Raw genomic sequence first — 20,412 nt, 5'->3', positions numbered from 1 at the left:
CTCACTTGTCCCAATGTCCCGGCATGTCACCGCGTGGTTTCGGTGCGCGGATGCGGCCCAGCACCTCCAGCGGCCCCTTCAACACCCGCGACAGGGCCGGGTTGTCGCGCAGTCGGGCCTTGAGTGTCTCGAACTGCATCACGTCCTCGATCCGCCGGTCGAGAAAGGCCCATGTCGCCTCGAACCCCTCGCTCTCGTCGCCCAGCCAATAGAGAAGCGTCGAGGAATAGACCCCCGACAGCGTCATCCGCTTGGTATACCAGTTCACGTCATCCGAGGTATCGCCAAGGCTGCGCCATATGAGATCGCAGGTGCCCCAGATCAGCCGCGTCCCCTCGGGTGCGTGCTGCGGCAGCGCAAACAGGGTCATGCCTCGGCGCACCAGTTCCTTGTCCTCGACCGCTTCGATGCGGAACCGCACCGCCGCCGCGATCCGGTCGCGAAACCGCATCTGCGCAAGCTCGGCCTCGTTCAGGCGCGCGACCATGCGCTGGTCGCCGCGCCTGTGATAGGCGGCGGCAAGATCCACCGCGCCGCGCGGGCACATGGCCCGGGCCAGCGCCATCTCGACCCCGCTTTCTGCGACGGCGGCGTTGAACGTCTCGTCGCTCCAACCGTCAAACGGCACGTGGATCAGTGCCGCATCAAGCAGTTTTTCGATCATGTCGGACATTAAACAGCTCCCTTGCCGCCACCGGGCGGCGTGCTGCGGTTCAGGTCGAACCGACGGCGTGTTGGGACCGACCATAACGCCACCCGCTGGCAGTGCCAATTGCCGAAGATCGCGTCTTGCAAGCGCGTCGCGGGCGGACGGTGCGTTAACCTTTCGCGCGGTTAACGAAAGGTTGAATCACCCGGCAGCCGGGCGACAGCCGGGAAACAGTCGGGTGTCACCCCCTTGTTTCGCCATCTCTGACGGCGTTAACCATGGCCTTGCGGTGCTGGGAAAGCGGTCATAAGGTTTGACCAATTAACGTTTTGGGTTCCTGTCATGCCGTTCCGCCCCGTCCATCCCGAGAAACTCTCCTCCGCCGTTGTCCGCCAGATCGAGCTTTTGATCCTGCGCGGAATCCTGCGCCCGGGCGAGCGTCTCCCGCCCGAGCGTGAGCTGTCCGAGAAACTCGGTGTCTCACGCCCGTCGCTGCGCGAAGCGGTGGCCGAGTTGCGGGCCCGTGGGCTTCTGGCATCGCGCGCCGGGTCGGGGATTTACGTGGCCGATGTGTTGGGATCGGCCTTTTCCCCGGCGCTGGTGCGGCTTTTCGCGGCGCATGACGAGGCGGTGATCGATTACATTTCGTTTCGCCGCGATCTCGAAGGGATGACCGCGGAACGCGCTGCGCGATATGCATCGAGTACCGATCTGGAAGTGATTGCAACGGCTTACGACCGGATGGTGAGCGCGCATCACCAGGCCGATACCGCGCTCGAAGCCGAGGCGGATGCCGATTTTCACATGGCCATCATCGAATCCTGCCACAACGTGGTGATGCAGCACATGATGCGCTCGATGTATGATCTTCTGCGCGAGGGCGTGTTTTACAACCGCGCCCAGATGTTCCGCCAGACCACCTCGCGCGAGGATATCCTGACCCAGCACGCGGCGATCAACGCGGCCCTTCAGGCCCGCGACGCGGCCGGCGCCCGGGCCGCGGTCGAGGCGCATATGGATTACATCGAAACGGCGTTGCGCGCGCAGGCCAAGGCCGATCGCAACGAAGACATCGCCCGCCAGCGCATCGAACACGAAAGGGCGCGTTGACCCGTTTCGCGGTCAAAGATTATCACCGCGCGCCCGGGGCGATCCCTGTAAAGCATTCCGGATCAGACTGTCACCTGCCCGAAAATGAAAAACCCGGGCACGAAACCCGGGTTTTCCGATCTCTCACCTCGCGCGCCACTCCGCGGCGCGTGATCAGTGTAGCTTGGCCTCGACCTCGGAAATCGCCGAGTCGATCAGCTTGTTGGCATCGGTCGCGGTCATGTTCTTGGCGATGACGTCACGCGCGGCCGCAACGGCAACGGTGACCGCCTGATCGCGGACATCCTTGATGGCCGCGGCCTGTGCGCTGGCGATCTGGTCCTCCGCCGCCGCGATCCGCCGGGCGATGGATTTCTTCAGGTCTTCCTTGGCCAGCTCCGCCGCGGTCGCCGCTTCATCCTTGGCATGGGCGACGATCCGTTCGGCCTGTGCGGCCACGTCCTTTTGCTTGCGCTCATACGAGGCCAGAACGCTTTGCGCTTCGTCACGCAGGCGGCGGGCCTCGTCGAGTTCGGACTGGATACCGGCGGCACGCTTGTCCAGCAGGCCGGTCAACAGGCCCGGCACCTTGTAATAGACCAGAATCGCAATGAAAATCAGGAACGCGATCAGGATCACGAAGTTCGTATTGCCGAGCGAAAAGAACGGGCCCGAAGCGGCCAGTGCCGGGCTGGCGGCGAAAAGGGCGATCATTGTGGCAAGGCTGCGCATGAGATTACCCTTTCATCCGTTCGTTGACGGCCGCTGTCACGCTCTTGGCGTCGGCCTTGCCGCCCATGGCGGTCACGATATCCTGGGCGGTGTCCATGGCGACCTCTTTGACCGCCTCGAGCGCACCCTCGCGGATTTCAACGATTTTCTTTTCGCTTTCCGCGGTTTGGGCCGCGATCTCTGCATCGGCCTTGGCGATCTCGACATCCATTTCGGCCTGCATCTCGGCCTTGGCCTCAGCCACGATCCGGCCCGCTTCGGCCTTGGCCTCGGCAAGTGCCTTTTCATAGGCCGCTTCCGCTTCCTGAGCCTTTTTTCTCAGCTCTTCGGCGGCGGCGATGTCATTGGTGATCCGTCCCTGACGTTCGGCCAGCACGGCGGCAATCCGCGGCAGCGCGATCTTGGACAGGATGAAAAACATCACCACCAGCGTCACAACCAGCCAGAAAATCTGGTTGCCCATCCAGTCGCCGCAAAGCTGTGGCATGCCAATGGCGCTGCCACCTGCGTCAACGCAGGAACTGACCGGGGCTTGGGTCTCGCTTGCCATGTCGTAGTTCTCCTCGAACCGGGATTACAACGGGTGGGTCATGCGTGACAACCCACCCGAGCGTAAGGATGGCCCGATCGGATCAGACGGCAAACATCAGCAGAAGCGCGACGAGGAACGAGAAGATCCCCAGGGCTTCGGCGAAGGCGATGCCGATAAAGAGCGTCGCGGTCTGGCCAGGGGCCGCCGACGGGTTGCGCAGTGCACCCGACAGGAAGTTGCCGGCAACATGGCCAACACCGATAGCCGCAGCGCCCGAACCGATAGCGGCGAGGCCGGCACCGATGAATTGACCCATTTCAGCGATATTGCCTTCCATTGTGATTTCTCCTTACGTTGGAATTGGCGAATGATGCAGGGCGGGCAGGTGGCCCACCGAACCTTGATGAAACCTCAGTGCGACGGGTGCAGCGCATCCTTGAGATAGACGCAGGTGAGGATGGTGAAGACATAGGCCTGGACACAGGCCACGAGCAGCTCGAGCGCATACATCGCGGTGATCGCGCCGATCGCAAAGGGGGCGATCAGGGCCGAGGCGGCAAAGCCCGCGAACACCTTGAGCACCGCGTGACCCGCCATCATGTTCCCGGCAAGACGGATGGAATGGCTCACCGGGCGCACGAAATAGGAAATCAGCTCGATCAGGGCCAGGACGGGGCGCAGCGCGAGCGGCGCGCTCGACACCCAGAACAGCCCGAGAAACGCGGCGCCGTTCTTGACAAAGCCAAGGATCGTCACGGTCAGGAACACGCCCATCGCCAGAACCGCGGTTACCGCGATATGCGATGTCGTCGTGAACGCCGAGGGGATCAGGCCCAGCACGTTGCTGAACAGGACGAACATGAACAGCGTCATGATATAGGGGAAGTATTTAAGCCCGTCCTTGCCGGCCACGTCCTCGATCATCTTGTAGACGAAGCCATAGGCAAGCTCGGCCACCGACTGGCTGCGGCTTGGCACGATGGCGCGGCGCGACGTGCCCACGATCAGCAAGAGGACCACCGCCAGAACGCTGATTGCCATCCACAGCGTCACGTTGGTCACGGTGAACATGCCCACCGGGCCGTCGCCGAACAACGGTTTGACGATGAACTGATCCATCGGGTGAAATTCCAGCCCCGACCCTTGCCCGGAATGCGTCTCGCTTGCCACGTCCTACATCCTCTCGTCTTCTTCGGCCTTTTCAGGCTCATCCACGACGTCGAACTCTTTCGCGGTTCGCAACATCGTGCGTACACCGGCGGCAAAGCCCAACAATGTCAGCAGCACGAGAAAGATCGGAAGCGTTCCGAACAGGCGGTCAAGCCCGTATCCCATGCCGAAACCGATCAACAGACCGGCCACCATCTCCGTCACCATCCGCCAGCCGATCTGGGCCTTGGAATAGTGTTCTTCCTGATGCGGCTTGTCGCGTTCACCGGCCTTTTTCATGGCCGCGATCCGTGCGTCCAGCTCCGCGAGGCGTTGCTTTGGATCGGGATCGGTCACGCGAATTCCCCCATCGGAAATTTGTGCCTTTGCTAGGGGGCAGGCCGGACAGAGTCAAGCGTCATGACGCCCTTGGGAAACACCATCCAAGGGATTGATATCAAGCGAATTTTTTCAGCACCCGTCGAATGCCATCATTCGGCCATGGCATCGCTGGGCGCCGGTTCCGGCAAAAGCGCATATTCAACCAAACGGTTGACGAAAGCGCCGGTCTCGGACAAACCCCAAGCCATGAGCGATACCCTCGACGCCACGTTCGCCGCGCTGGCCGACCCCACGCGGCGGGCCATCCTGACCATGCTTCTCGAAGATGACATGGCCGTTACCGACGTGGCCGACCCGTTCGAGATGTCGCTTGCGGCGATTTCCAAGCACCTGACGATCCTGACCCGCGCCGGGCTCATCAGCCAGGAAAAGCGCGGCCGGGTGAAATGGTGCAAGCTCGAACCCGACGCGCTGCGCGCGGCCTCGGTGTGGATGCAGGGGTTCGGCCAGTTCGAGCCGGTCAATCTCGATGCGTTCGAGCGGTTTCTCGAAGGCGAGTTCGGGGCCGATCCGTCACAGTAGTGCGGGCGTGCATCAATGCCCCTCGTCCTTGAGCAGCACCAGAAGCGCCACCACCGTCAGCCCCACCCCCGCCATCACCAGCACGGGCGGCACCTCGTGGCCCAGCAGGACCTCCCACGCGATGACCCAACTGGGCGTGAGATAGGTATAGGCCATCACCTTGGCCGAGGGCAGGCGCAGCGTGGCGAATTGCAACAGCACGAACGTGACCGCGCTGGCGAAGACCGCGACATAGACCAGCGTGATCCACACGATCGCGGGCAGGGCCGCCCAGTCGGTCGCCCGGATGTCATTCCAGCCATAGATCGTGACCAGCACACAGCCCGCCACCAGCATGCCGAAGGTGAACACCACCGGTGATTCCCCGCGATTGAGCAACCGGACCATGGGCGTATAGGCCGCGTGCGCGACGCAGCCCCAGAAATAGATCATCTCGCCGCGGCCCACTTCGAAGGCGCGAACAGCCTCCCAATCGGCGCGGAAGATCACCCAGAGCGCCCCGGCCGCCCCGACGCTCAGCCCCAGTGCCATGCGCGGCGTCGTGATCTGTCGCAGCATCGCGTAGCCGATGATCGCCGACATCACCGGCGTCAGGGTGAATACCGCCGAGGCCGAGACCGGCGCGGCGGTTTTCAACCCTTCGAACATCAGCACGAAATAGATGGCAAAGGTTCCCCCGAGCACCAGGTAGCGCCACGGTGCGCGGGCCGCGCTTTTCGGGATTCCGGTCGTGGCCAGCGCCGCCGCCCCCACCAGAAGTGCCGCGATCAGGAACCGTGGCGCATTGAGCGCGGCAGGCGCAATATGCGGCGCCGCCATCACCCCGAGCGAAAACGACCCCGCCACCAGCGCCGAAAAGGCCAGCATCGCCAGATGCCCCATCTGCGCGGGCGTCACGGGTTGTGCCTCTTCGCCAGCGTCTCCTTGAGGTGCTTGAGAAAGGCCTGCACCTTGGCCGTCCGGTGCAGGTCCATATGGGTCACGATCCAGAGTGGGATCGCCCACTCTTCGCGCGGGGCCATGACCTCGACCAGGTCGGGCACCTGTGCTGCGTCCTCCACCGCGAGAAAGCCGATCCCCGCCCCGGCCAGAACCGCCTCTTCCTGCGCGCGGAAATCATCGGCCCGAAAGGCGATCCGTTCTTCGGCGACATGCGCGCGCAGCCATTGGGCGAAGGGCGCGCGCGACGCCGTGTCATCGGTGCCGACGAAAACATGATCGCCAAGTTCCTCGGGGCCGGACGGGCGCCCGTGGCGGTCGATATAGGCTTTGCTGGCGTAGAGACCGATCGGTTGATCCACGAGCTTTTGCACAACATTGTCGGGCTCGCCGGGGGCTTTCTGCCCGGCGCGAATGGCGACATGGGCCTCGCCATATTCGAGTCGAAACAACCGCTCGCTTGTCTTGAGACGCACGACAAGGCCCGGGTGCCGGTGCTGGAACCCTGACAGGATCGGCGCCAGAATCCGGCTGAACTCGGCCAGGGCGGTGACGACAAGCTCTCCGGTGACCTCGTTGCCACGGCCCTTGATGCGCCCGGCCAGTTGCGCGAACTGGTCGTCCGTCGCCCGTGCCACGCGCAACAGGTCTTCGCCGGCTTCGGTCGGGGTGTATCCGCGCGAATGGCGCTGAAACAGCTTGACGCCCAACCGCCCTTCGAGCGCGTCGATATGCCGGATCACGGTGGCATGGTGGACCCCCAGAACCTCGGCCGCACCGCTCACAGTTCCCAGCCGTGCCACCTGAAAGGCGGTTCTTACCTCGTCCCAGTTCTCCACGCTCTCTCCTGTGCGGCAGCAAACATTTTCGGGCAAATCCTGCCATACCTGTTGGAAATTGCAATTGAAACCGGGGCGAAATCGCGCCTAATCTGGCGGCATGAAGATCAAGACAGATACACCCGATCTATTGATCGTGGACGATACGCCTTGGCTTACCGGTGTGATGCTCATCGTCTTTATCCTGGTCTTTGTCGGTGTCGGGCTGGGCCTGATCCTCGAAGGAATCTGGCATGGCCTGATCTTCCTCGTGGTCGGTGGCGGGATGGGGGCCGTCGCCTTCGTTCTGTTCGTGCGCCGGGTTCAGGTGGTCTTTTACCGACCCGAAGGCTGGGTCGAGATTCGCCGCGCCAATGCCCTGCGCCACAGCCGCGTGCGCCACACCATCGACGAGATTTCGCGCGCCGTCGTCGAGCAGAGCGCGGGCAAGAACGGAACGCTTTACCGCGTGGTGCTTGAAATCGACCATGGGCAAAGTGCCGGGCGCCACCCGCTGTCGCTGGCCTATTCCAATATTGGCGACCATCGGGGGGTCGCCCACGCCATCAACGATTGGCTGGCGGGGTGAGAAACCGCGCCACGGGATCGTTGCCAACCTCCCTGTCTGCCCATTCTTCGCGATGGGCCGTGCGCTCGGCCTCGACCAGGTCTTCGACCTGCGTGAGCTGCTTCCCGCCATTCCGCATGTGATCCATCAGCCGATGCGAATGCAGGATGGTCGGGATCGCATCCTCCGGCTCCCACGCGTCCAGAACGGTCAGGCGCCGCAGGTTGAACTCGGGCGGCAGCACGTAAAAGGCCAGATCCCCCTGCCAGAGCATGTCCTTGAGAATGACCTGATCGCGCGTCACCCCCGACTCGGCAAATCGCCGCGCCCAGTCCCGCAGGAAATCCAGAACCCGGTCGGACCGGCGATAGAGCAGTACCCCGGAATTCATCTGTGGAAAGGCATAGGGCGTGACCTGTTCGAACCCCTCGCGAATGAGGTCACTCGCCCGGCGCACTTCGTGGGCCAGTGCCATCTCGAACCGATCCAGCAGGTCAAAGAGATCGCCCAACGGGGCCGTGACCAATGTATCGCAATCGAGGTAAAGCGTGCGTTCGAACCGGGTTTGCCCCATGCAATCGAGCTTTGAGCGGCGGTGCGGGTTCTCGACCGGGTGAACCGCATCGAACACGCCCGGCGGCACCGCATCGGGCGCATCGGTGAACAGATCGACCGGCAATCCCGGCTCGACCTGCCGCAGCGACCGCACCGATTGCAGGGCAAGAGCGCGGTAATCCGGCCCCGTCGCCACATAGATCACACCCTTGTCCATCGCCCGCATCGCCTTTTCCTGTCCCTCGTGTTGCGTTCTGCCATCTCTACGCATGAAAATCACCTCCGGCCCAATCATTGGCCCGATCTTGCCGGGGCGGATGCCCATGCCGCCGCTTGACTCCTGCGCATCATCGCCGTATTGGCCGCTTGATACCCGGAAGCGCCAAACTTCCGGTCCCTTGGGCCGTGTCCCGGGATCGCCCTCCGTCAGCGCGTTGCGCCCACGGGGGCGCGCATCGTATGGACATGCCCTTTGGGCGCGCATTGTTTGGTATTGAGCCGCTCCACCCCTATCTGGTGGGCATGAACAGGAAACGGTCAAAGGAGCCGACGAGATGTTTGAAAACCTGTCCGAACGCCTCTCCGGTGTCTTCGACCGGCTGACGAAGCAGGGCGCGCTTTCCGAGGATGACGTCAAGACCGCCCTGCGCGAAGTGCGCGTCGCCCTGCTCGAGGCCGACGTCTCGCTGCCCGTGGCGCGGGCCTTTATCAAGCGTGTGCAGGACCGGGCCACCGGCCAGGCGGTGACGAAATCCGTCACGCCGGGTCAACAGGTCGTCAAGATCGTCCACGATGCCCTTGTCGAGACGCTCACAGGCGACGAAGATCCCGGCAAGCTCAAGATCGACAACCCGCCCGCACCGATCCTGATGGTCGGCCTTCAGGGTGGCGGCAAGACCACGACCACCGCCAAGCTCGCCAAGCGCCTTGCCGAGCGCGAGGGCAAGAAGGTGCTGATGGCCTCGCTCGACGTCTATCGGCCTGCGGCCATGGACCAGCTTGCCATCCTGGGCACCCAGATCGGCGTTGATACGCTGCCCATCGTGCCGGGCCAGAAACCCGTCGATATCGCCAGACGCGCCAAGCAACAGGCGACGATGGGCGGGTATGACGTCTACATGCTCGACACCGCCGGACGTCTGCATATCGACGAAACCCTGATGCAGGAGGTCGAGGACGTTCGCAACGTCGTCACCCCGCGCGAAACGCTTCTGGTGGTCGATGGCCTGACCGGTCAGGTCGCCGTCGAGGTGGCCGAGGAATTTGACGCCAAGATCGGTATTTCCGGCGTTGTCCTGACCCGGATGGATGGCGACGGGCGCGGCGGTGCGGCGCTTTCCATGCGCGCGGTCACCGGCAAGCCGATCCGCTTCGTGGGCCTGGGCGAAAAGATGGAGGCGCTCGAGACCTTCGAACCCGACCGCATCGCCGGGCGCATCCTCGGCATGGGCGATATCGTCTCTCTCGTCGAGAAGGCACAGCAAACCATCGAGGCCGAACAGGCCGAACGCATGATGAAACGGTTCCAGAAGGGCCGCTTCAACATGAACGATCTCAAGATGCAGCTCGAACAGATGCTCAAGATGGGCGGCATGGAAGGGATCATGGGCATGATGCCCGGCATGGGCAAGATGGCCAAGCAGGTCGAGGCGGCCGGCTTTGACGACAAGATCATCCGCCAGCAGATCGCGCTGATCCAGTCGATGACCAAGCTGGAACGCGCCAATCCCCAGATCCTTCAGGCCAGCCGCAAGAAACGGATCGCCAAGGGTGCGGGGCTCGATGTGTCCGATCTCAACAAGCTTCTCAAGATGCAGCGCCAGATGGGCGACATGATGAAGAAGATGGGCAAGGGCGGCATGCTCAAGCAGGCCATGAAGGGCATGTTCGGCAAGGGCGGTGCGCCCGCGGATATGGCCGGCATGGCCGAGGGCATGGACCAGAAGGCGCTGGAAAAGGCGGCCAGGCAGATGGGGCAGGGGGGCGGCCTGCCCGGCCTTGGCGGCGGCATGGGCCTGCCCTCGGGCCTCTCGGGCCTGGGCAAGAAGAAATAGACGGGTGACCCGGTCGATCGCATATCCCCACGAGGCTCCGCCTACCGGCGCCTCCGCCGCCCTTGCCGCTGGCCTGTGTGCTGGGCTGCCGCGGCTTGAAACCGCGCGGCTGATCTTGCGTGCGCCCGAAATCTCCGATTTCGCCACCTATCGCACCATCGCCATGTCCGACCGGGCCGGTTTCATGTATTCCGAACCGCTCGACCGCGAAGGCGCCTGGCTCGACTTCACGCAATGCGTGGCCAACTGGTTGCTGCGCGGCCACGGGCTCCTGACGATTACCGGTCGCGAAGACGCTACCGTCCTTGGCTTCGTGCTGATCTGCATGGAGTTCGGCGACCGCGAGCCGGAACTCGGCTGGTTCCTCGCCCAGGATGCTGAAGGGCGAGGAATCGCGTTCGAGGCGGCGCAGGCCCTGCGCGACTGGGGGATCGGCATTGCCGGGCTGACATCGCTGGTCAGCTATATCGACCCGCGCAACGACCGGTCCATCGCCTTGGCTGAACGCCTCGGTGCCCGCCGCGACCCACAAGCCGAAGCCGCTTTCGACGAACCGCTGCTGGTCTACCGCCACCATCCGCGCGAGGTTCCGCAATGACACCCGCCCTCGACATTCCCGTTCTGGAAACCGAACGCCTGATCCTGCGCGCGCCGCGCGAGAGCGATTTCGAGCATGAACGCGAGTTCTTCGCCACCGAGGGATCGCGTTTCGTCGGCGGCCCGCTTCCCGCACACCGGGTCTGGCGCAGCCTTGCCATGCTGATCGGTCACTGGGCCTTTCGCGGCTACGGCTTCTGGGCGCTCGAAGACAAGGAAAGCGGCACCTATCAGGGCCGCGTCGGCCTGTGGTTCCCCGAAGGCTGGATCGAGCGTGAAATCGGCTGGACCTTGATGCCCCACGGCCAGGGCAACGGTTATGCCACCGAGGCCGCGTTGGCCGCGCGTGCCCATGCCTATGACGTGCTGGGCTGGGACACCGCGATTTCCGAGATCGACCCGAAGAACGAGGCCTCGAAGGCCGTGGCCCGCCGCCTCGGCGCGTCGTTCGAGAAAATGTACGACGATCCCGAATATGGCCCGATCGAGATCTGGCGCCACCTCGCACCGACCGATCTCGAAAACGGCGGGATGGAGGCTTACGCCTGATGCACACCGCCAACATCCCCACGCTGGAAACCCGGCGCCTCGCCCTGCGTGGACCGGAGGCCGAGGATTATCCCGACTTCAAGGCGACGTTCTCGTCCTATCGCTCGCGGTTCATGGGCGGCCCGCTCAATGGCTACGAGGCGTGGATGCTCTATGCCGCGGAAATCGGGCACTGGAACATCCGCGGTTACGGCATGTGGATGATCCACCTCAGGGACACGGATGAAACGGTCGGCATGGCCGGCGGCTGGATGCCCGCGAAATGGCCCGAGCGTGAAATCGCATGGATCATCTGGCCCGAAAAGGCCGGGCACGGTTATGCCCTCGAAGCGACCCACGCGGCGCGCGGCTATTTCTACGACACGCTGGGCTGGGACGGCGCGGTCAGCTATATCGACCCCAAGAACCTCGATTCCATCCGCCTTGCCGAGCGGCTGGGCGCGAAAAAGGACCCGCAGGCCGCCACCATCGACGGCTCCGATACGGTCTATCGCCACCCGTCCCCCGATGCGCTTGTCGGTAGCCAGTTGGCGCACGGGATCGAGATGGAGATCGCCAATTACATCGACCCGCTCTTCAAGCCGAAAGGATGGGCCATTGACTGATGCTGTCACCCGTGCCGCAGACCTGCTCAAGGAGCATCGCGCCAGTATCGACCGGCTCGACGCGATCCTCGTCTATACGCTGGGCGAGCGGTTCAAGCACACCCAGGCCGTGGGCAAGCTCAAGGCCCGGCACGATCTTCCCCCGTCCGATCCCACGCGCGAGGCGCAGCAGATCGCACGGCTGGAGCAATTGGCGCAGGACGCCGATCTCGACCCGGAATTTGCCCGCAAGTTCCTCAACTTCATCATCGCTGAAGTGATTCAGCACCATCGCCAACATCAAACCTAGGGTGGGGCCTTCCCACCAAACCCGCCATTCAAAGGAGAAACGCAAATGGCTATGAAAATCCGGCTCGCCCGCGGCGGCTCGAAGAAACGTCCCTTTTACCGCATCGTCGCGGCCGATTCGCGCATGCCGCGCGATGGCCGCTTCATCGAGAAACTGGGCACCTATAACCCGCTTCTGCCGAAAGACAGCGAAGACCGCGTCAAGATGGATGTCGAGCGCGTGCAATACTGGCTCGACCACGGCGCGCAGACCACCGACCGCGTGTCGCGCTTTCTCGAAGCGGCGGGCGTGATCGCCAAGAAAGAGCGTTCGAACCCGAAAAAAGGCACCCCCGGCAAGGCCGCACAGGAGCGCGCCGAAGCCAAGGCCGCCAAGGCCGCCGAAGCCACGGCCGCCCCGGCTGAAGAGGCCGCAGAGGCAAGCGCCGAATAATCCGGTCGCACATTCCTGGCCGGGCCGGAGCAATCCGGCCCGGCGCACCCTGATCCGCGAAGGCAAGGGCCATGACAGACCTCATCTGCGTCGGTGCCATTGCAGGCGCTTACGGTGTCCGCGGCGAGGTGCGGCTCAAGAGCTTCACCGCCGACCCGCAGGCGATTGCCGATTATGCGCCGCTGACCACTGCCGACGGCAGCCGCGATTTCACGGTCGCGATCCTGCGGCCGGTCAAGGGCGGCTTTGCCGCGCGTCTTTCCGGCATCACCACCAAGGAAGAGGCCGACGCGCTGCGCGGGACCGAGCTTTACGCCCCGAGGGACAAGCTACCCTCGCTGCCCGATGACGAATTCTATCACGCGGACCTGATCGGGCTTGTCGTCTTCGACACCGGCGGCGCCGAACTGGGCCGGGTGAAATCGGTGCAGAACCACGGCGCGGGTGATTTGCTTGAAATCACCGGGCCGGGCTTGAAGGACAGCGTGCTTTTGCCGTTCACCCGCGAGGCGGTTCCAACCGTCGATCTCGGCGCCGGGCGCATCGTCGCCGACCCGCCCGAGGGGCTTTTCCCCGATTGACCCCGGTGTGCCTGCCCCGGCGCGTTCAAAGCTGCGCGCCGAGTCGCACCCCCTGGTCAATCGCCCGCTTGGCGTCAAGCTCGGCGGCCAGTTCCGCCCCGCCGATCACGTGGCAGGGTTTGCCGCGCGCCTCCAGCGCGTCGGCCAGTGACCGCTCGCTCAATTGTCCGGCGCACAGAACGACGGTATCGCATTCGATCATCCGCGGATTCTCGCGGGCCTCGCCGCTGCTCACATGCAGGCCCGCGTCGTCGATCCTCTCGTAATTGACGCCGCCCACCATTTCGACCCCCTTCATCCGCAGCGCCGCGCGATGAATCCAGCCGGTCGTCTTGCCCAGCCCCTTGCCCAAAGCCTTGGCCTTGCGCTGCATCAGCGTCACCTGGCGCGCAGCGGGATGCGGCTGCGGCCCCGCCTCGGCCAGCCCGCCCGGCACCTTTTCGGGGTCGCCGACCCCCCATTCCTCGCGCCAGAGCGCGAGGTTCTCGGTCGGGCTCTCGCCGTCATGCACAAGGAATTCCGACACATCGAACCCGATTCCACCGGCCCCGATCACCGCGACACGGCGACCCACCTCGGCGCCACCACGCAGCACATCGACATAGGACAGCACGTTCGGCGCCTCCTGACCCGGGATACCCGGATCACGCGGGATCACGCCCGTGGCCACGATCACCTCGTCGAAGTCCTCCAACATCTCCGCCGTCGCCTCGGTGCCGAGGCGCAATTCGACGCCATGCTTTTCCATCATCGTGGCGAACCACGCGACCAGCCCGTGAAACTCTTCCTTGCCGGGGATCACCTTGGCCATGTTGAGTTGCCCGCCGATCTCATCGGCCCTGTCAAAGAGCGTCACCGCATGGCCCCGCTCGGCCGCGGTCATCGCCGCCGACAGGCCCGCAGGCCCCGCACCGACCACCGCCACGCGCTTTATCTCGGCCGCCGGTTCGATCACGATCTCGGTCTCGAAACAGGCCTTGGGGTTCACGAGGCAGGTCGAGATCTTGCCGCTGAACGTGTGATCGAGGCAAGCCTGGTTGCAGCCGATGCAGGGCGCGATCTCATCCGCCCGACCCTCTGCCGCCTTCTGCACGAAATCCGCGTCGGCGAGGAATGGCCGCGCCATGCTCACCATGTCGGCACACCCCTCGGCCAGAACCTCCTCGGCCACGTCGGGCGTGTTGATCCGGTTCGAGGTGATCAGGGGAATCGACACCTTGCCCATCAGCTTTTTCGTCACCCATGCGAACGCCGCACGCGGCACCGACGTGGCAATCGTCGGCACCCGCGCCTCGTGCCAGCCGATGCCGGTGTTGATGATCGAGGCCCCGGCCTTTTCGATTTCCTGCGCCAGTTGCACCACCTCTTCATGGGTCGAGCCATCGGGCACGAGGTCGATCATCGAGAGCCGGTAGATGATGATGAAATCATCGCCCACCGCCGCGCGCACCCGGCTCATGATCTCGATCGGCAGGCGCATCCGGTTTTCATAGGAACCGCCCCAGCGATCGGTGCGCTTGTTCACATGGGTCGCGAGGAACTGGTTGATGAAATACCCCTCGGAGCCCATGATTTCGACTCCGTCATAGCCCGCCTCGCGCGCCCGCGCGGCGGTGGTGGCGAAATCGGCGATCTGTTTCTCGATGCCCGCCTCGTCAAGCTCCTTGGGCGGAAACGGCGAAATCGGGCTCTTCACCGGCGAGGCCGATACGCATTCCGGCCCATAGGCATAGCGCCCGGCATGCAGGATCTGCATCGCGATCCGCCCGCCCGCATCATGCACCGCATCCGTGACCTTGCGGTGGTTGGCGATATCCTCGGCCGTATAAAGCCCCGCAGCACCCGGGAAAACGCCGCCTTCGTTGTTCGGCGCAATGCCCCCCGTCACCATCAGGCCCACACCCCCCCGCGCCCGCGCGGCATAATACTCGGCCACCCGGCCCCAATCGCCGCGCTCTTCCAGCCCGGTATGCATCGAGCCCATGAGAACCCGGTTTTTCAACGTGACATGCCCGAGGTCGAGCGGTTTCAGAAGATGTGGGTATCCAGTCATCGTGGCCTCCCTTTGCGCAGGCCACATTGCAACCCGCCGGATCACCTGTCACCCCTCAACGCAGCGTCAGCCACCCCGCCCGCTGGCGCGCGATTGTTCTACATATGACAAAACCCTCGCTGCCTCAGACACCCGGATCGCGGGAGCGAAGTCCGAGGCGGCGCGAGCGGGACCTTTCTGGCTTTCGCTATCGCAATCCGGATGTCCGCTTCGACGGTTGCACTAGCCTCCGAAATGCTTCCTCCAAATCCCACGCCGTTGCTGATCTCTCTCCTCGTAAGCTATAATTGCATCGGAAAGATCACTCGATGACAGCGCGGTTTCTCCGTTGGCGAACTGTGTTATTTGCATCGTATACCAAGCCGTTACACCGCCTTCCGGTGGATTGTCGAAGCGTGGGAATTGAGGTTCCGGCGTGCCACCCATTTTCCATTTCTTTGGCAAACCGGGATCGACGACAAGCGCGCGCGCAAGGCCCACCAGATCAGCTTTCCCTTCCTTGATAGCCGCCTTTACCTGCTGCAGCGTCTTGAACCCACCTGTAACCATTAGCGGCTTATCCGTCTTGGCGCGGGCACGTTCGGCAAAGTCCAAAAAATAGGGGCCGGACCCGGAACGATCCGACGAGGAAGGCGCACCCGGAAAGTAAGTCCCGCCACTAATGTCGATCAGATCAATGCCGGTGCTGTCGAGAGCGTCCACGACGGCAAGCGCCTCGTCTTGCCTCAGGCCACCTTCAAGCTGATCAGTGGCATTAAGCTTTATTCCAACAGGAAAGTCCGGACCAACGGCGTGGCGCACATTGTCTATGATCTCCAGCATTAGGCGCATTCTGTTTTCGAGGCGGCCCCCATAGGCATCTGTCCGTTTGTTGAACAATGGCGACAGAAATTGGCTCAACAGGAAGCCATGCGCCGCATGAATTTCGACACCCCCAAATCCAAATTGCTTCGCAAGAACCGCCGTGCGGGCGAACTCTTCGGGCAGGGCTTGAATTTCTGAAACAGAAAGCGCGCCACATTTGAGTCCTGGAAGATCAAGCGCGCTTGGCCCCTTCGGATTACTGAACGGTGCATCGGCCAGCGCACCCGCATGCCCAAGCTGCAACCAAAGTTGTGTGTTATTGATTGATCCCGCACGCGCCAGGGCCTTGAAAACCTCGGGTTCAGAATGGGCGTTCAGGACAAGGTTGCCGGGCTTCTCGGCATAATGAGGGGTGCCCTGAACCTCGCCAATGATTGACAGCGCCACGCCGCCCTCAGCCCAGCGCTCATAGAGGCGAATTTGAGCATCCGTTGGCGCGCCGCGCCCATTCCCCAATGAATCGGACATTGCCGATTTCGCAATGCGGTTCTTGAGGACAACCCCACACGGCAGCTGCAACGGCTGTGTTAGCACACTTTCATTCGACGCTTTCATTTCGAGGGCACCACTTCTCCAGCTTTCGTTGCAAGCCGACATTCGTGCCCGTTTCAGCATTTGTCAAAGTGCACTCATCACCCTCACCTGACAGTTTCGCTCAGAGAGAATGGACGCCGCTATTGCCCGGCCCTCGTCGGGGACCTCGTGTCAGGTGGCGAATACTACATCGTTTCAAGACAATGCCGCCGGAACGCGCGCTTGAGCATGTCCAATTCGGCACGCAACAGGTCGATCTCGGCGCGGATGTCGTCATCCAGCGCCTCGCCCGCGATGAGCGTGAACGATCCCAGTTTCTCGTTCGCGGCCTTGTCGCGGATCAGGAAGGTCTGCACCCCGTCGGCAATCGCCGCGACCGGCACCGCCACGCGCAGCGCCCATCCTCCGGCCTGATCCGGGATCACCTCGACGCCCGAAATCGGCTGCTCGTCTAGCGTCACGGTGATTTCGGGCGGCGCATCGCCATCGCCATCGCGCCGCAAAAGGCCCTCCCAGACCCCTTCCTTCATCCGCGTCTTGGTCAGCGTCAGATCACCCATTGCACCCCCTATAGCTCCGCCCGTGGGCGGCGGCTGAACGTAAGATCACGCAGCGTGACCTGGTTCATCTGTGGCCCCTCGAAGATCAGATCGAGCCAGAGCTTGTCGACCCGCTTCTCATTCAGCTTGGAATAGGCCAGGTCGAACTCGACCATCACCTCTTCCGCGCCAAGCGGCAATTCCCTTACGATCTGCTCGGTATTCGGCCCGTGCTTCACGTTGAGACGGGCAAAAATTTCCAGCGGCTTTTCCATTTCCGCGATGACATCCACCCGGATCAGATGCTTGCGCTTGAGCCCCTGCGCCGCCGCTTCGGGCAGATCGACCACCAGCGACAGGAACGAGCCGTCGAAATTGAACACATCCATGCGCAGACCGAACGGCGCAAGATCGGCCTCGCGCCGGTTGCGCAACTGGCGCAGGGTCAGTTCCGAACGCTGGCAATCGTGAAACAGCGTCACCTCGTGGCCCAGCGTGCTCTTGGTTTCGACCGAGGACATCCCCGACACCGGAAGCGGGCCGCGCCACAATTCGGGCCGCCACGCCCAGTCGGAATCATGCGGCCTTGGAAAGGCGTGCGAGCCGATCACCGGCAGCGCCAACCGGCTTTCCGACACGTGGATCAACTTGTCGAGATGTGTCTTGAGCCGACGGGCGCGCCCGCGTTGTGCCCGCAAGAGCGACAGATCGGTCGAACCGGCCTCGCGCGCGGCACGCGCCCAGCGCCGGACCGTCGCCTCATGCAACAGCCTTTTGACGAATCCGTTGCCCAATTTCACCATCCCTGCCCGGTGTCGGTTGCTTGTCGCATGTTGCCTGGCGTTCCCGGTCCAGTCTTACCGGAAACAAAGTTAACAAAAAGGGGTTATTGAAACAAACCGGGAAACATACCGCGCAGCCCGCCGCGCCCTTGGCTGTCGCCTGCCGCTTGCGTGTCTTCGTTCCTTGCCGCCGCCTGCGCCGCGGTCATCTCCTCGGGGTCATCCCGGGTCGGGCTTGCCTTCATTATGGCCTTGGACAGCGCGATCAGCCGCGCCCGCCCGCCGCGCCCGGTCGCGCTGCTGCCCTCGGGCGCATAGAGCGACAGCGCCACCGCATGACCGTTGATCATCATCGCCCCGCGCCAGTGCCGTGGATCGCTGCCGGGCAGGGCGGTATCTCCGCCCTCGGCCAGTTGAATGAGCGATATGTCATCCCTGTCCTCGCGTGCCAGCACCCGAAGCGGTGCAACGGCGGCGGCCAGCGCCTGTGCATCCGGCGGCTCCTGTCGCGACGGGCGGCGTTGCACCTGCACCGTCATCACGACCGGTTCTTCGCCCGGTCCCGCCCCGCCAAGTGCCGCACATGCCCCGATCAGGGCGAACCCGCCCGAGGGGCGCGCATCGAGAGATCCGCGATCCACGCAATAGCCGGGCGGCCCGACCACGACCACCTGCCCCCCGGCCAGTTCCGCCCGATCAAGAGGGTCGGCGCCCCGACTGGCATTCTCGCTCAGGCATCCGCCCAATCCCAGAACCAGCCCGAAGGCCAGACCCGGGCGCCTGACACGCCCGGGAAAACCCGTCTCAGAGATCCATGTAAACATGTTTTTCGGCCTTGCCGCCGGGATGGGTCACCGCGCCCTTGTAGGTCGCGCCGACCTGCTGGGCGTATTTCCACAGCGCCCCCGAGGCATAGATCGTATCGCGCGCGCCTTTCCAGCCGGCCTTGCGCGCTTCCAGTTCAGCATCCGTCAGGTCGACCGACAACTCGCCCTTGATCGCGTCGATCGTGATCATGTCGCCATCCTTGAGCATCGCGATCGGCCCGCCATGTGCGGCCTCCGGCCCGACATGACCCACGCAGAAGCCCCGCGTCGCCCCCGAGAACCGCCCATCGGTGATGAGCGCGACCTTCTTGCCCATGCCCTGGCCCGAAAGCGCGGCGGTGGTGGCCAGCATCTCGCGCATGCCGGGGCCACCGGCGGGGCCCTCGTTGCGGATGACGATCACTTCGCCTTCCTTGTATTGACGCGCCTTCACCGCCTCGAAGGCATCCTCTTCGCATTCGAACACCCGCGCCGGGCCGGTAAAGACCTGGTGCTCGGGTGCGATGCCCGCAACCTTGACGATTGCCCCCTCCGGCGCGATGTTGCCCTTGAGCCCGACAACGCCGCCGGTCTTGGTGAGCGGGGTGTCGATCGCATAGATGACGCGGCCATCGGCCTCGCGGTCGATCTTCTCCAGCTCCTCGCCGATGCTGTAACCGCTGGCGGTCATGCAGTCCTCGTGGATCAGCCCCGCCTTGCGCAATTCCTTCATCACCACCGGGATGCCGCCAGCATCGTAAAGATCCTTGGCCACGTAATTGCCACCGGGCTTGAGATCGACGAAATAGGGCGTGTCGCGGAAGATCTCGCAGACATCATCGAGGAAAAAGTCGATCCCCGCCTCGTGAGCGATGGCGGGCAGGTGCAGACCGGCATTGGTGCTGCCCCCGGTGCAGGCGACCACGCGCGCGGCGTTCTGCAGGCTCTTGAGCGTGACCACGTCGCGGGCGCGGATGTTCTTTTCCAGCAGGTTCATCACCGCCCGACCGCTCGCCTCGCCATACTGGTCGCGGCTCTCGTAAGGGGCGGGCATGCCGGACGAGTTCATCAGTGCCAGCCCGATCGCCTCCGAGACACAGGCCATGGTGTTGGCGGTGAACTGCCCGCCGCAGGCCCCCGACGACGGGCAAGCCACGCGTTCGAGCATGTCCAGCGCCGCCTCGGACAGGGTTCCGTTCTGTTGCCGCCCGACGGCCTCGAACATGTCCTGCACCGTGAGGTCGCGGTTGCGGAAATCCTCGGGAATCTCGTCAACCTGCGGCGCGCGACCCGGCAGGATCGACCCGCCATAGATAAAGACCGACGGCACGTTGAGCCGCACCATCGCCATCATCATCCCCGGCAGCGACTTGTCACAGCCCGCCAGCCCCACAAGCGCGTCATAGCAATGGCCGCGCATGGTCAATTCGACCGTGTCGGCAATCGCCTCGCGCGACGCGAGCGACGAGCGCATCCCCTCATGCCCCATCGCGATCCCGTCGGTGACGGTGATGGTGGTGAATTCGCGCGGGCTGCCATGTGCCTCTTTCACGCCGCCCTTGACGGCCTGGGCCTGACGGCTCAGCGCGATGTTGCAGGGTGCGGCCTCGTTCCAGCAGGTGGCGACCCCGACCAGCGGCTGGTGAATCTCTTCCTCGGTCATGCCCATCGCATAGTAATAGGACCGATGCGGCGCGCGTTGCGGGCCTTCGGTCACGTGGCGGCTGGGCAGTTTCGACTTATCGAACTTGGTCATGATGGGCCTCCCGGAA

At 63.7% G+C, this 20,412-nt stretch carries 25 protein-coding genes; 10 read left to right on the top strand and 15 right to left on the bottom strand.

Features of this window, described 5'->3' with window-relative positions:
• Position 1 precedes the first annotated feature (1 nt).
• A complete protein-coding gene (locus FLO80_RS06475; RefSeq protein ID WP_111362874.1) occupies positions 2-673 on the bottom strand; it encodes a COQ9 family protein in 672 nt (223 codons plus the stop codon).
• A gap of 318 nt (positions 674-991) precedes the next feature.
• Between FLO80_RS06475 and FLO80_RS06470 the strand changes: the two genes are divergently transcribed.
• Positions 992-1,759, top strand: coding sequence for a FadR/GntR family transcriptional regulator (locus FLO80_RS06470; protein WP_111362872.1), 768 nt, complete (start codon positions 992-994; stop codon positions 1,757-1,759).
• Between the two features lie 153 nt (positions 1,760-1,912).
• On the opposite strand, the gene FLO80_RS06465 is transcribed toward FLO80_RS06470, so the two are convergent.
• The 5 genes from FLO80_RS06465 to FLO80_RS06445 form a co-directional block, all read right to left on the bottom strand.
• Positions 1,913-2,470 (bottom strand): F0F1 ATP synthase subunit B, encoded by a 558-nt coding sequence (locus tag FLO80_RS06465; RefSeq protein ID WP_111362870.1) that lies wholly within the window; start codon positions 2,468-2,470, stop codon positions 1,913-1,915.
• A gap of 4 nt (positions 2,471-2,474) precedes the next feature.
• Positions 2,475-3,020: a F0F1 ATP synthase subunit B' gene (locus FLO80_RS06460; protein ID WP_111362868.1), complete on the bottom strand. Its 546-nt coding sequence runs from the start codon at positions 3,018-3,020 to the stop codon at positions 2,475-2,477.
• Between the two features lie 82 nt (positions 3,021-3,102).
• A complete protein-coding gene (locus FLO80_RS06455) occupies positions 3,103-3,339 on the bottom strand; it encodes a F0F1 ATP synthase subunit C (protein ID WP_111362866.1) in 237 nt (78 codons plus the stop codon).
• Positions 3,340-3,413: 74 nt separating this feature from the next.
• Positions 3,414-4,121, bottom strand: a complete 708-nt coding sequence (locus tag FLO80_RS06450; protein ID WP_370330660.1) for a F0F1 ATP synthase subunit A — start codon at positions 4,119-4,121, stop codon at positions 3,414-3,416.
• Positions 4,122-4,175: 54 nt separating this feature from the next.
• The gene (locus FLO80_RS06445) at positions 4,176-4,508 is read right to left on the bottom strand and encodes an AtpZ/AtpI family protein (RefSeq protein WP_111362861.1); all 333 of its coding nucleotides are present in this window, start codon (positions 4,506-4,508) and stop codon (positions 4,176-4,178) included.
• Positions 4,509-4,739: 231 nt separating this feature from the next.
• Here FLO80_RS06445 and FLO80_RS06440 point away from each other — a divergent pair, with 231 nt between their 5' ends.
• A complete protein-coding gene (locus FLO80_RS06440) occupies positions 4,740-5,075 on the top strand; it encodes an ArsR/SmtB family transcription factor (RefSeq protein WP_111363228.1) in 336 nt (111 codons plus the stop codon).
• Between the two features lie 12 nt (positions 5,076-5,087).
• Here the strand turns inward: FLO80_RS06440 and FLO80_RS06435 are convergent, their stop codons facing one another.
• Positions 5,088-5,957 (bottom strand): DMT family transporter, encoded by an 870-nt coding sequence (locus tag FLO80_RS06435; protein WP_111363231.1) that lies wholly within the window; start codon positions 5,955-5,957, stop codon positions 5,088-5,090.
• Positions 5,958-5,968: 11 nt separating this feature from the next.
• Positions 5,969-6,853, bottom strand: coding sequence for a LysR family transcriptional regulator (locus tag FLO80_RS06430; protein ID WP_111362859.1), 885 nt, complete (start codon positions 6,851-6,853; stop codon positions 5,969-5,971).
• Between the two features lie 100 nt (positions 6,854-6,953).
• Between FLO80_RS06430 and FLO80_RS06425 the strand changes: the two genes are divergently transcribed.
• Positions 6,954-7,421: a hypothetical protein gene (locus FLO80_RS06425; RefSeq protein ID WP_111362856.1), complete on the top strand. Its 468-nt coding sequence runs from the start codon at positions 6,954-6,956 to the stop codon at positions 7,419-7,421.
• Here FLO80_RS06425 and FLO80_RS06420 read toward each other — a convergent pair.
• The gene (locus FLO80_RS06420; RefSeq protein ID WP_188078224.1) at positions 7,399-8,226 is read right to left on the bottom strand and encodes a glycosyltransferase family protein; all 828 of its coding nucleotides are present in this window, start codon (positions 8,224-8,226) and stop codon (positions 7,399-7,401) included. The two genes, FLO80_RS06425 and FLO80_RS06420, sit on opposite strands and share 23 nt — an antisense overlap.
• 283 nt (positions 8,227-8,509) lie before the next feature.
• Here FLO80_RS06420 and ffh point away from each other — a divergent pair, with 283 nt between their 5' ends.
• The 7 genes from ffh to rimM all read left to right on the top strand — a co-directional run bounded on the left by ffh (position 8,510) and on the right by rimM (position 13,062).
• Positions 8,510-10,009, top strand: a complete 1,500-nt coding sequence (gene ffh, locus FLO80_RS06415) for a signal recognition particle protein (RefSeq protein ID WP_111362854.1) — start codon at positions 8,510-8,512, stop codon at positions 10,007-10,009.
• Positions 10,010-10,124: 115 nt separating this feature from the next.
• Positions 10,125-10,607: a GNAT family N-acetyltransferase gene (locus FLO80_RS06410; protein WP_246156588.1), complete on the top strand. Its 483-nt coding sequence runs from the start codon at positions 10,125-10,127 to the stop codon at positions 10,605-10,607.
• Positions 10,604-11,155 (top strand): GNAT family N-acetyltransferase, encoded by a 552-nt coding sequence (locus FLO80_RS06405; RefSeq protein WP_111362848.1) that lies wholly within the window; start codon positions 10,604-10,606, stop codon positions 11,153-11,155. Before FLO80_RS06410 ends, FLO80_RS06405 begins: the two co-directional genes overlap by 4 nt.
• Positions 11,155-11,760: a GNAT family N-acetyltransferase gene (locus FLO80_RS06400; RefSeq protein WP_111362845.1), complete on the top strand. Its 606-nt coding sequence runs from the start codon at positions 11,155-11,157 to the stop codon at positions 11,758-11,760. Before FLO80_RS06405 ends, FLO80_RS06400 begins: the two co-directional genes overlap by 1 nt.
• The gene (locus tag FLO80_RS06395; RefSeq protein ID WP_111362842.1) at positions 11,753-12,049 is read left to right on the top strand and encodes a chorismate mutase; all 297 of its coding nucleotides are present in this window, start codon (positions 11,753-11,755) and stop codon (positions 12,047-12,049) included. The genes FLO80_RS06400 and FLO80_RS06395 overlap by 8 nt, the downstream gene beginning before the upstream one ends.
• 45 nt (positions 12,050-12,094) lie before the next feature.
• A complete protein-coding gene (gene rpsP / locus FLO80_RS06390; protein ID WP_111362839.1) occupies positions 12,095-12,481 on the top strand; it encodes a 30S ribosomal protein S16 in 387 nt (128 codons plus the stop codon).
• A gap of 71 nt (positions 12,482-12,552) precedes the next feature.
• Complete coding sequence (gene rimM / locus FLO80_RS06385; protein WP_111362837.1) at positions 12,553-13,062, top strand: ribosome maturation factor RimM; 510 nt, start codon at positions 12,553-12,555, stop codon at positions 13,060-13,062.
• A gap of 25 nt (positions 13,063-13,087) precedes the next feature.
• Here rimM and FLO80_RS06380 read toward each other — a convergent pair whose 3' ends face one another.
• The 6 genes from FLO80_RS06380 to ilvD all read right to left on the bottom strand — a co-directional run bounded on the left by FLO80_RS06380 (position 13,088) and on the right by ilvD (position 20,396).
• Complete coding sequence (locus FLO80_RS06380) at positions 13,088-15,115, bottom strand: NADPH-dependent 2,4-dienoyl-CoA reductase (RefSeq protein WP_111362834.1); 2,028 nt, start codon at positions 15,113-15,115, stop codon at positions 13,088-13,090.
• Positions 15,116-15,337: 222 nt separating this feature from the next.
• The gene (locus tag FLO80_RS06375) at positions 15,338-16,534 is read right to left on the bottom strand and encodes an NADH:flavin oxidoreductase/NADH oxidase family protein (protein WP_111362831.1); all 1,197 of its coding nucleotides are present in this window, start codon (positions 16,532-16,534) and stop codon (positions 15,338-15,340) included.
• 164 nt (positions 16,535-16,698) lie between these two features.
• On the bottom strand, positions 16,699-17,073 hold the full coding sequence (locus FLO80_RS06370) for a hypothetical protein (protein WP_111362828.1): 375 nt from the start codon (positions 17,071-17,073) through the stop codon (positions 16,699-16,701).
• Positions 17,074-17,081: 8 nt separating this feature from the next.
• Positions 17,082-17,855: a DUF6478 family protein gene (locus FLO80_RS06365; RefSeq protein ID WP_111362826.1), complete on the bottom strand. Its 774-nt coding sequence runs from the start codon at positions 17,853-17,855 to the stop codon at positions 17,082-17,084.
• A gap of 83 nt (positions 17,856-17,938) precedes the next feature.
• Positions 17,939-18,658 carry a hypothetical protein gene (locus tag FLO80_RS06360; protein WP_111362823.1) on the bottom strand — a complete coding sequence of 240 codons (720 nt, stop codon included), beginning with the start codon at positions 18,656-18,658 and terminating at the stop codon, positions 17,939-17,941.
• Positions 18,639-20,396, bottom strand: a complete 1,758-nt coding sequence (gene ilvD, locus FLO80_RS06355) for a dihydroxy-acid dehydratase (RefSeq protein ID WP_111362820.1) — start codon at positions 20,394-20,396, stop codon at positions 18,639-18,641. The genes FLO80_RS06360 and ilvD overlap by 20 nt, the downstream gene beginning before the upstream one ends.
• Between the last annotated feature and the right edge of the window lie 16 nt (positions 20,397-20,412).

It is taken from the genome of Aquicoccus porphyridii, assembly GCF_008369105.1.
Lineage (GTDB): Bacteria > Pseudomonadota > Alphaproteobacteria > Rhodobacterales > Rhodobacteraceae > Aquicoccus > Aquicoccus porphyridii.
Note: the sequence above shows the minus strand (reverse complement) of the source record. Positions and strands in the feature narration are given on the sequence as shown.

Excerpts from the sequence above, each read along its gene's own strand:
- FLO80_RS06475 (WP_111362874.1), bottom strand. The coding sequence starts at position 673 with ATGTCCGACATGATCGAAAAACTGCTTGATGCGGCACTGATCCACGTG.
- FLO80_RS06470 (WP_111362872.1), top strand. The coding sequence starts at position 992 with ATGCCGTTCCGCCCCGTCCATCCCGAGAAACTCTCCTCCGCCGTTGTC.
- FLO80_RS06465 (WP_111362870.1), bottom strand. The coding sequence starts at position 2,470 with ATGCGCAGCCTTGCCACAATGATCGCCCTTTTCGCCGCCAGCCCGGCA.
- FLO80_RS06460 (WP_111362868.1), bottom strand. The coding sequence starts at position 3,020 with ATGGCAAGCGAGACCCAAGCCCCGGTCAGTTCCTGCGTTGACGCAGGT.
- FLO80_RS06455 (WP_111362866.1), bottom strand. The coding sequence starts at position 3,339 with ATGGAAGGCAATATCGCTGAAATGGGTCAATTCATCGGTGCCGGCCTC.
- FLO80_RS06450 (WP_370330660.1), bottom strand. The coding sequence starts at position 4,121 with ATGGATCAGTTCATCGTCAAACCGTTGTTCGGCGACGGCCCGGTGGGC.
- FLO80_RS06440 (WP_111363228.1), top strand. The coding sequence starts at position 4,740 with ATGAGCGATACCCTCGACGCCACGTTCGCCGCGCTGGCCGACCCCACG.
- FLO80_RS06435 (WP_111363231.1), bottom strand. The coding sequence starts at position 5,957 with ATGGGGCATCTGGCGATGCTGGCCTTTTCGGCGCTGGTGGCGGGGTCG.
- FLO80_RS06425 (WP_111362856.1), top strand. The coding sequence starts at position 6,954 with ATGAAGATCAAGACAGATACACCCGATCTATTGATCGTGGACGATACG.
- FLO80_RS06420 (WP_188078224.1), bottom strand. The coding sequence starts at position 8,226 with ATGCGTAGAGATGGCAGAACGCAACACGAGGGACAGGAAAAGGCGATG.
- ffh (WP_111362854.1), top strand. The coding sequence starts at position 8,510 with ATGTTTGAAAACCTGTCCGAACGCCTCTCCGGTGTCTTCGACCGGCTG.
- FLO80_RS06405 (WP_111362848.1), top strand. The coding sequence starts at position 10,604 with ATGACACCCGCCCTCGACATTCCCGTTCTGGAAACCGAACGCCTGATC.
- FLO80_RS06400 (WP_111362845.1), top strand. The coding sequence starts at position 11,155 with ATGCACACCGCCAACATCCCCACGCTGGAAACCCGGCGCCTCGCCCTG.
- rpsP (WP_111362839.1), top strand. The coding sequence starts at position 12,095 with ATGGCTATGAAAATCCGGCTCGCCCGCGGCGGCTCGAAGAAACGTCCC.
- rimM (WP_111362837.1), top strand. The coding sequence starts at position 12,553 with ATGACAGACCTCATCTGCGTCGGTGCCATTGCAGGCGCTTACGGTGTC.
- FLO80_RS06380 (WP_111362834.1), bottom strand. The coding sequence starts at position 15,115 with ATGACTGGATACCCACATCTTCTGAAACCGCTCGACCTCGGGCATGTC.
- FLO80_RS06375 (WP_111362831.1), bottom strand. The coding sequence starts at position 16,534 with ATGAAAGCGTCGAATGAAAGTGTGCTAACACAGCCGTTGCAGCTGCCG.
- FLO80_RS06370 (WP_111362828.1), bottom strand. The coding sequence starts at position 17,073 with ATGGGTGATCTGACGCTGACCAAGACGCGGATGAAGGAAGGGGTCTGG.
- FLO80_RS06365 (WP_111362826.1), bottom strand. The coding sequence starts at position 17,855 with ATGGTGAAATTGGGCAACGGATTCGTCAAAAGGCTGTTGCATGAGGCG.
- FLO80_RS06360 (WP_111362823.1), bottom strand. The coding sequence starts at position 18,658 with ATGTTTACATGGATCTCTGAGACGGGTTTTCCCGGGCGTGTCAGGCGC.
- ilvD (WP_111362820.1), bottom strand. The coding sequence starts at position 20,396 with ATGACCAAGTTCGATAAGTCGAAACTGCCCAGCCGCCACGTGACCGAA.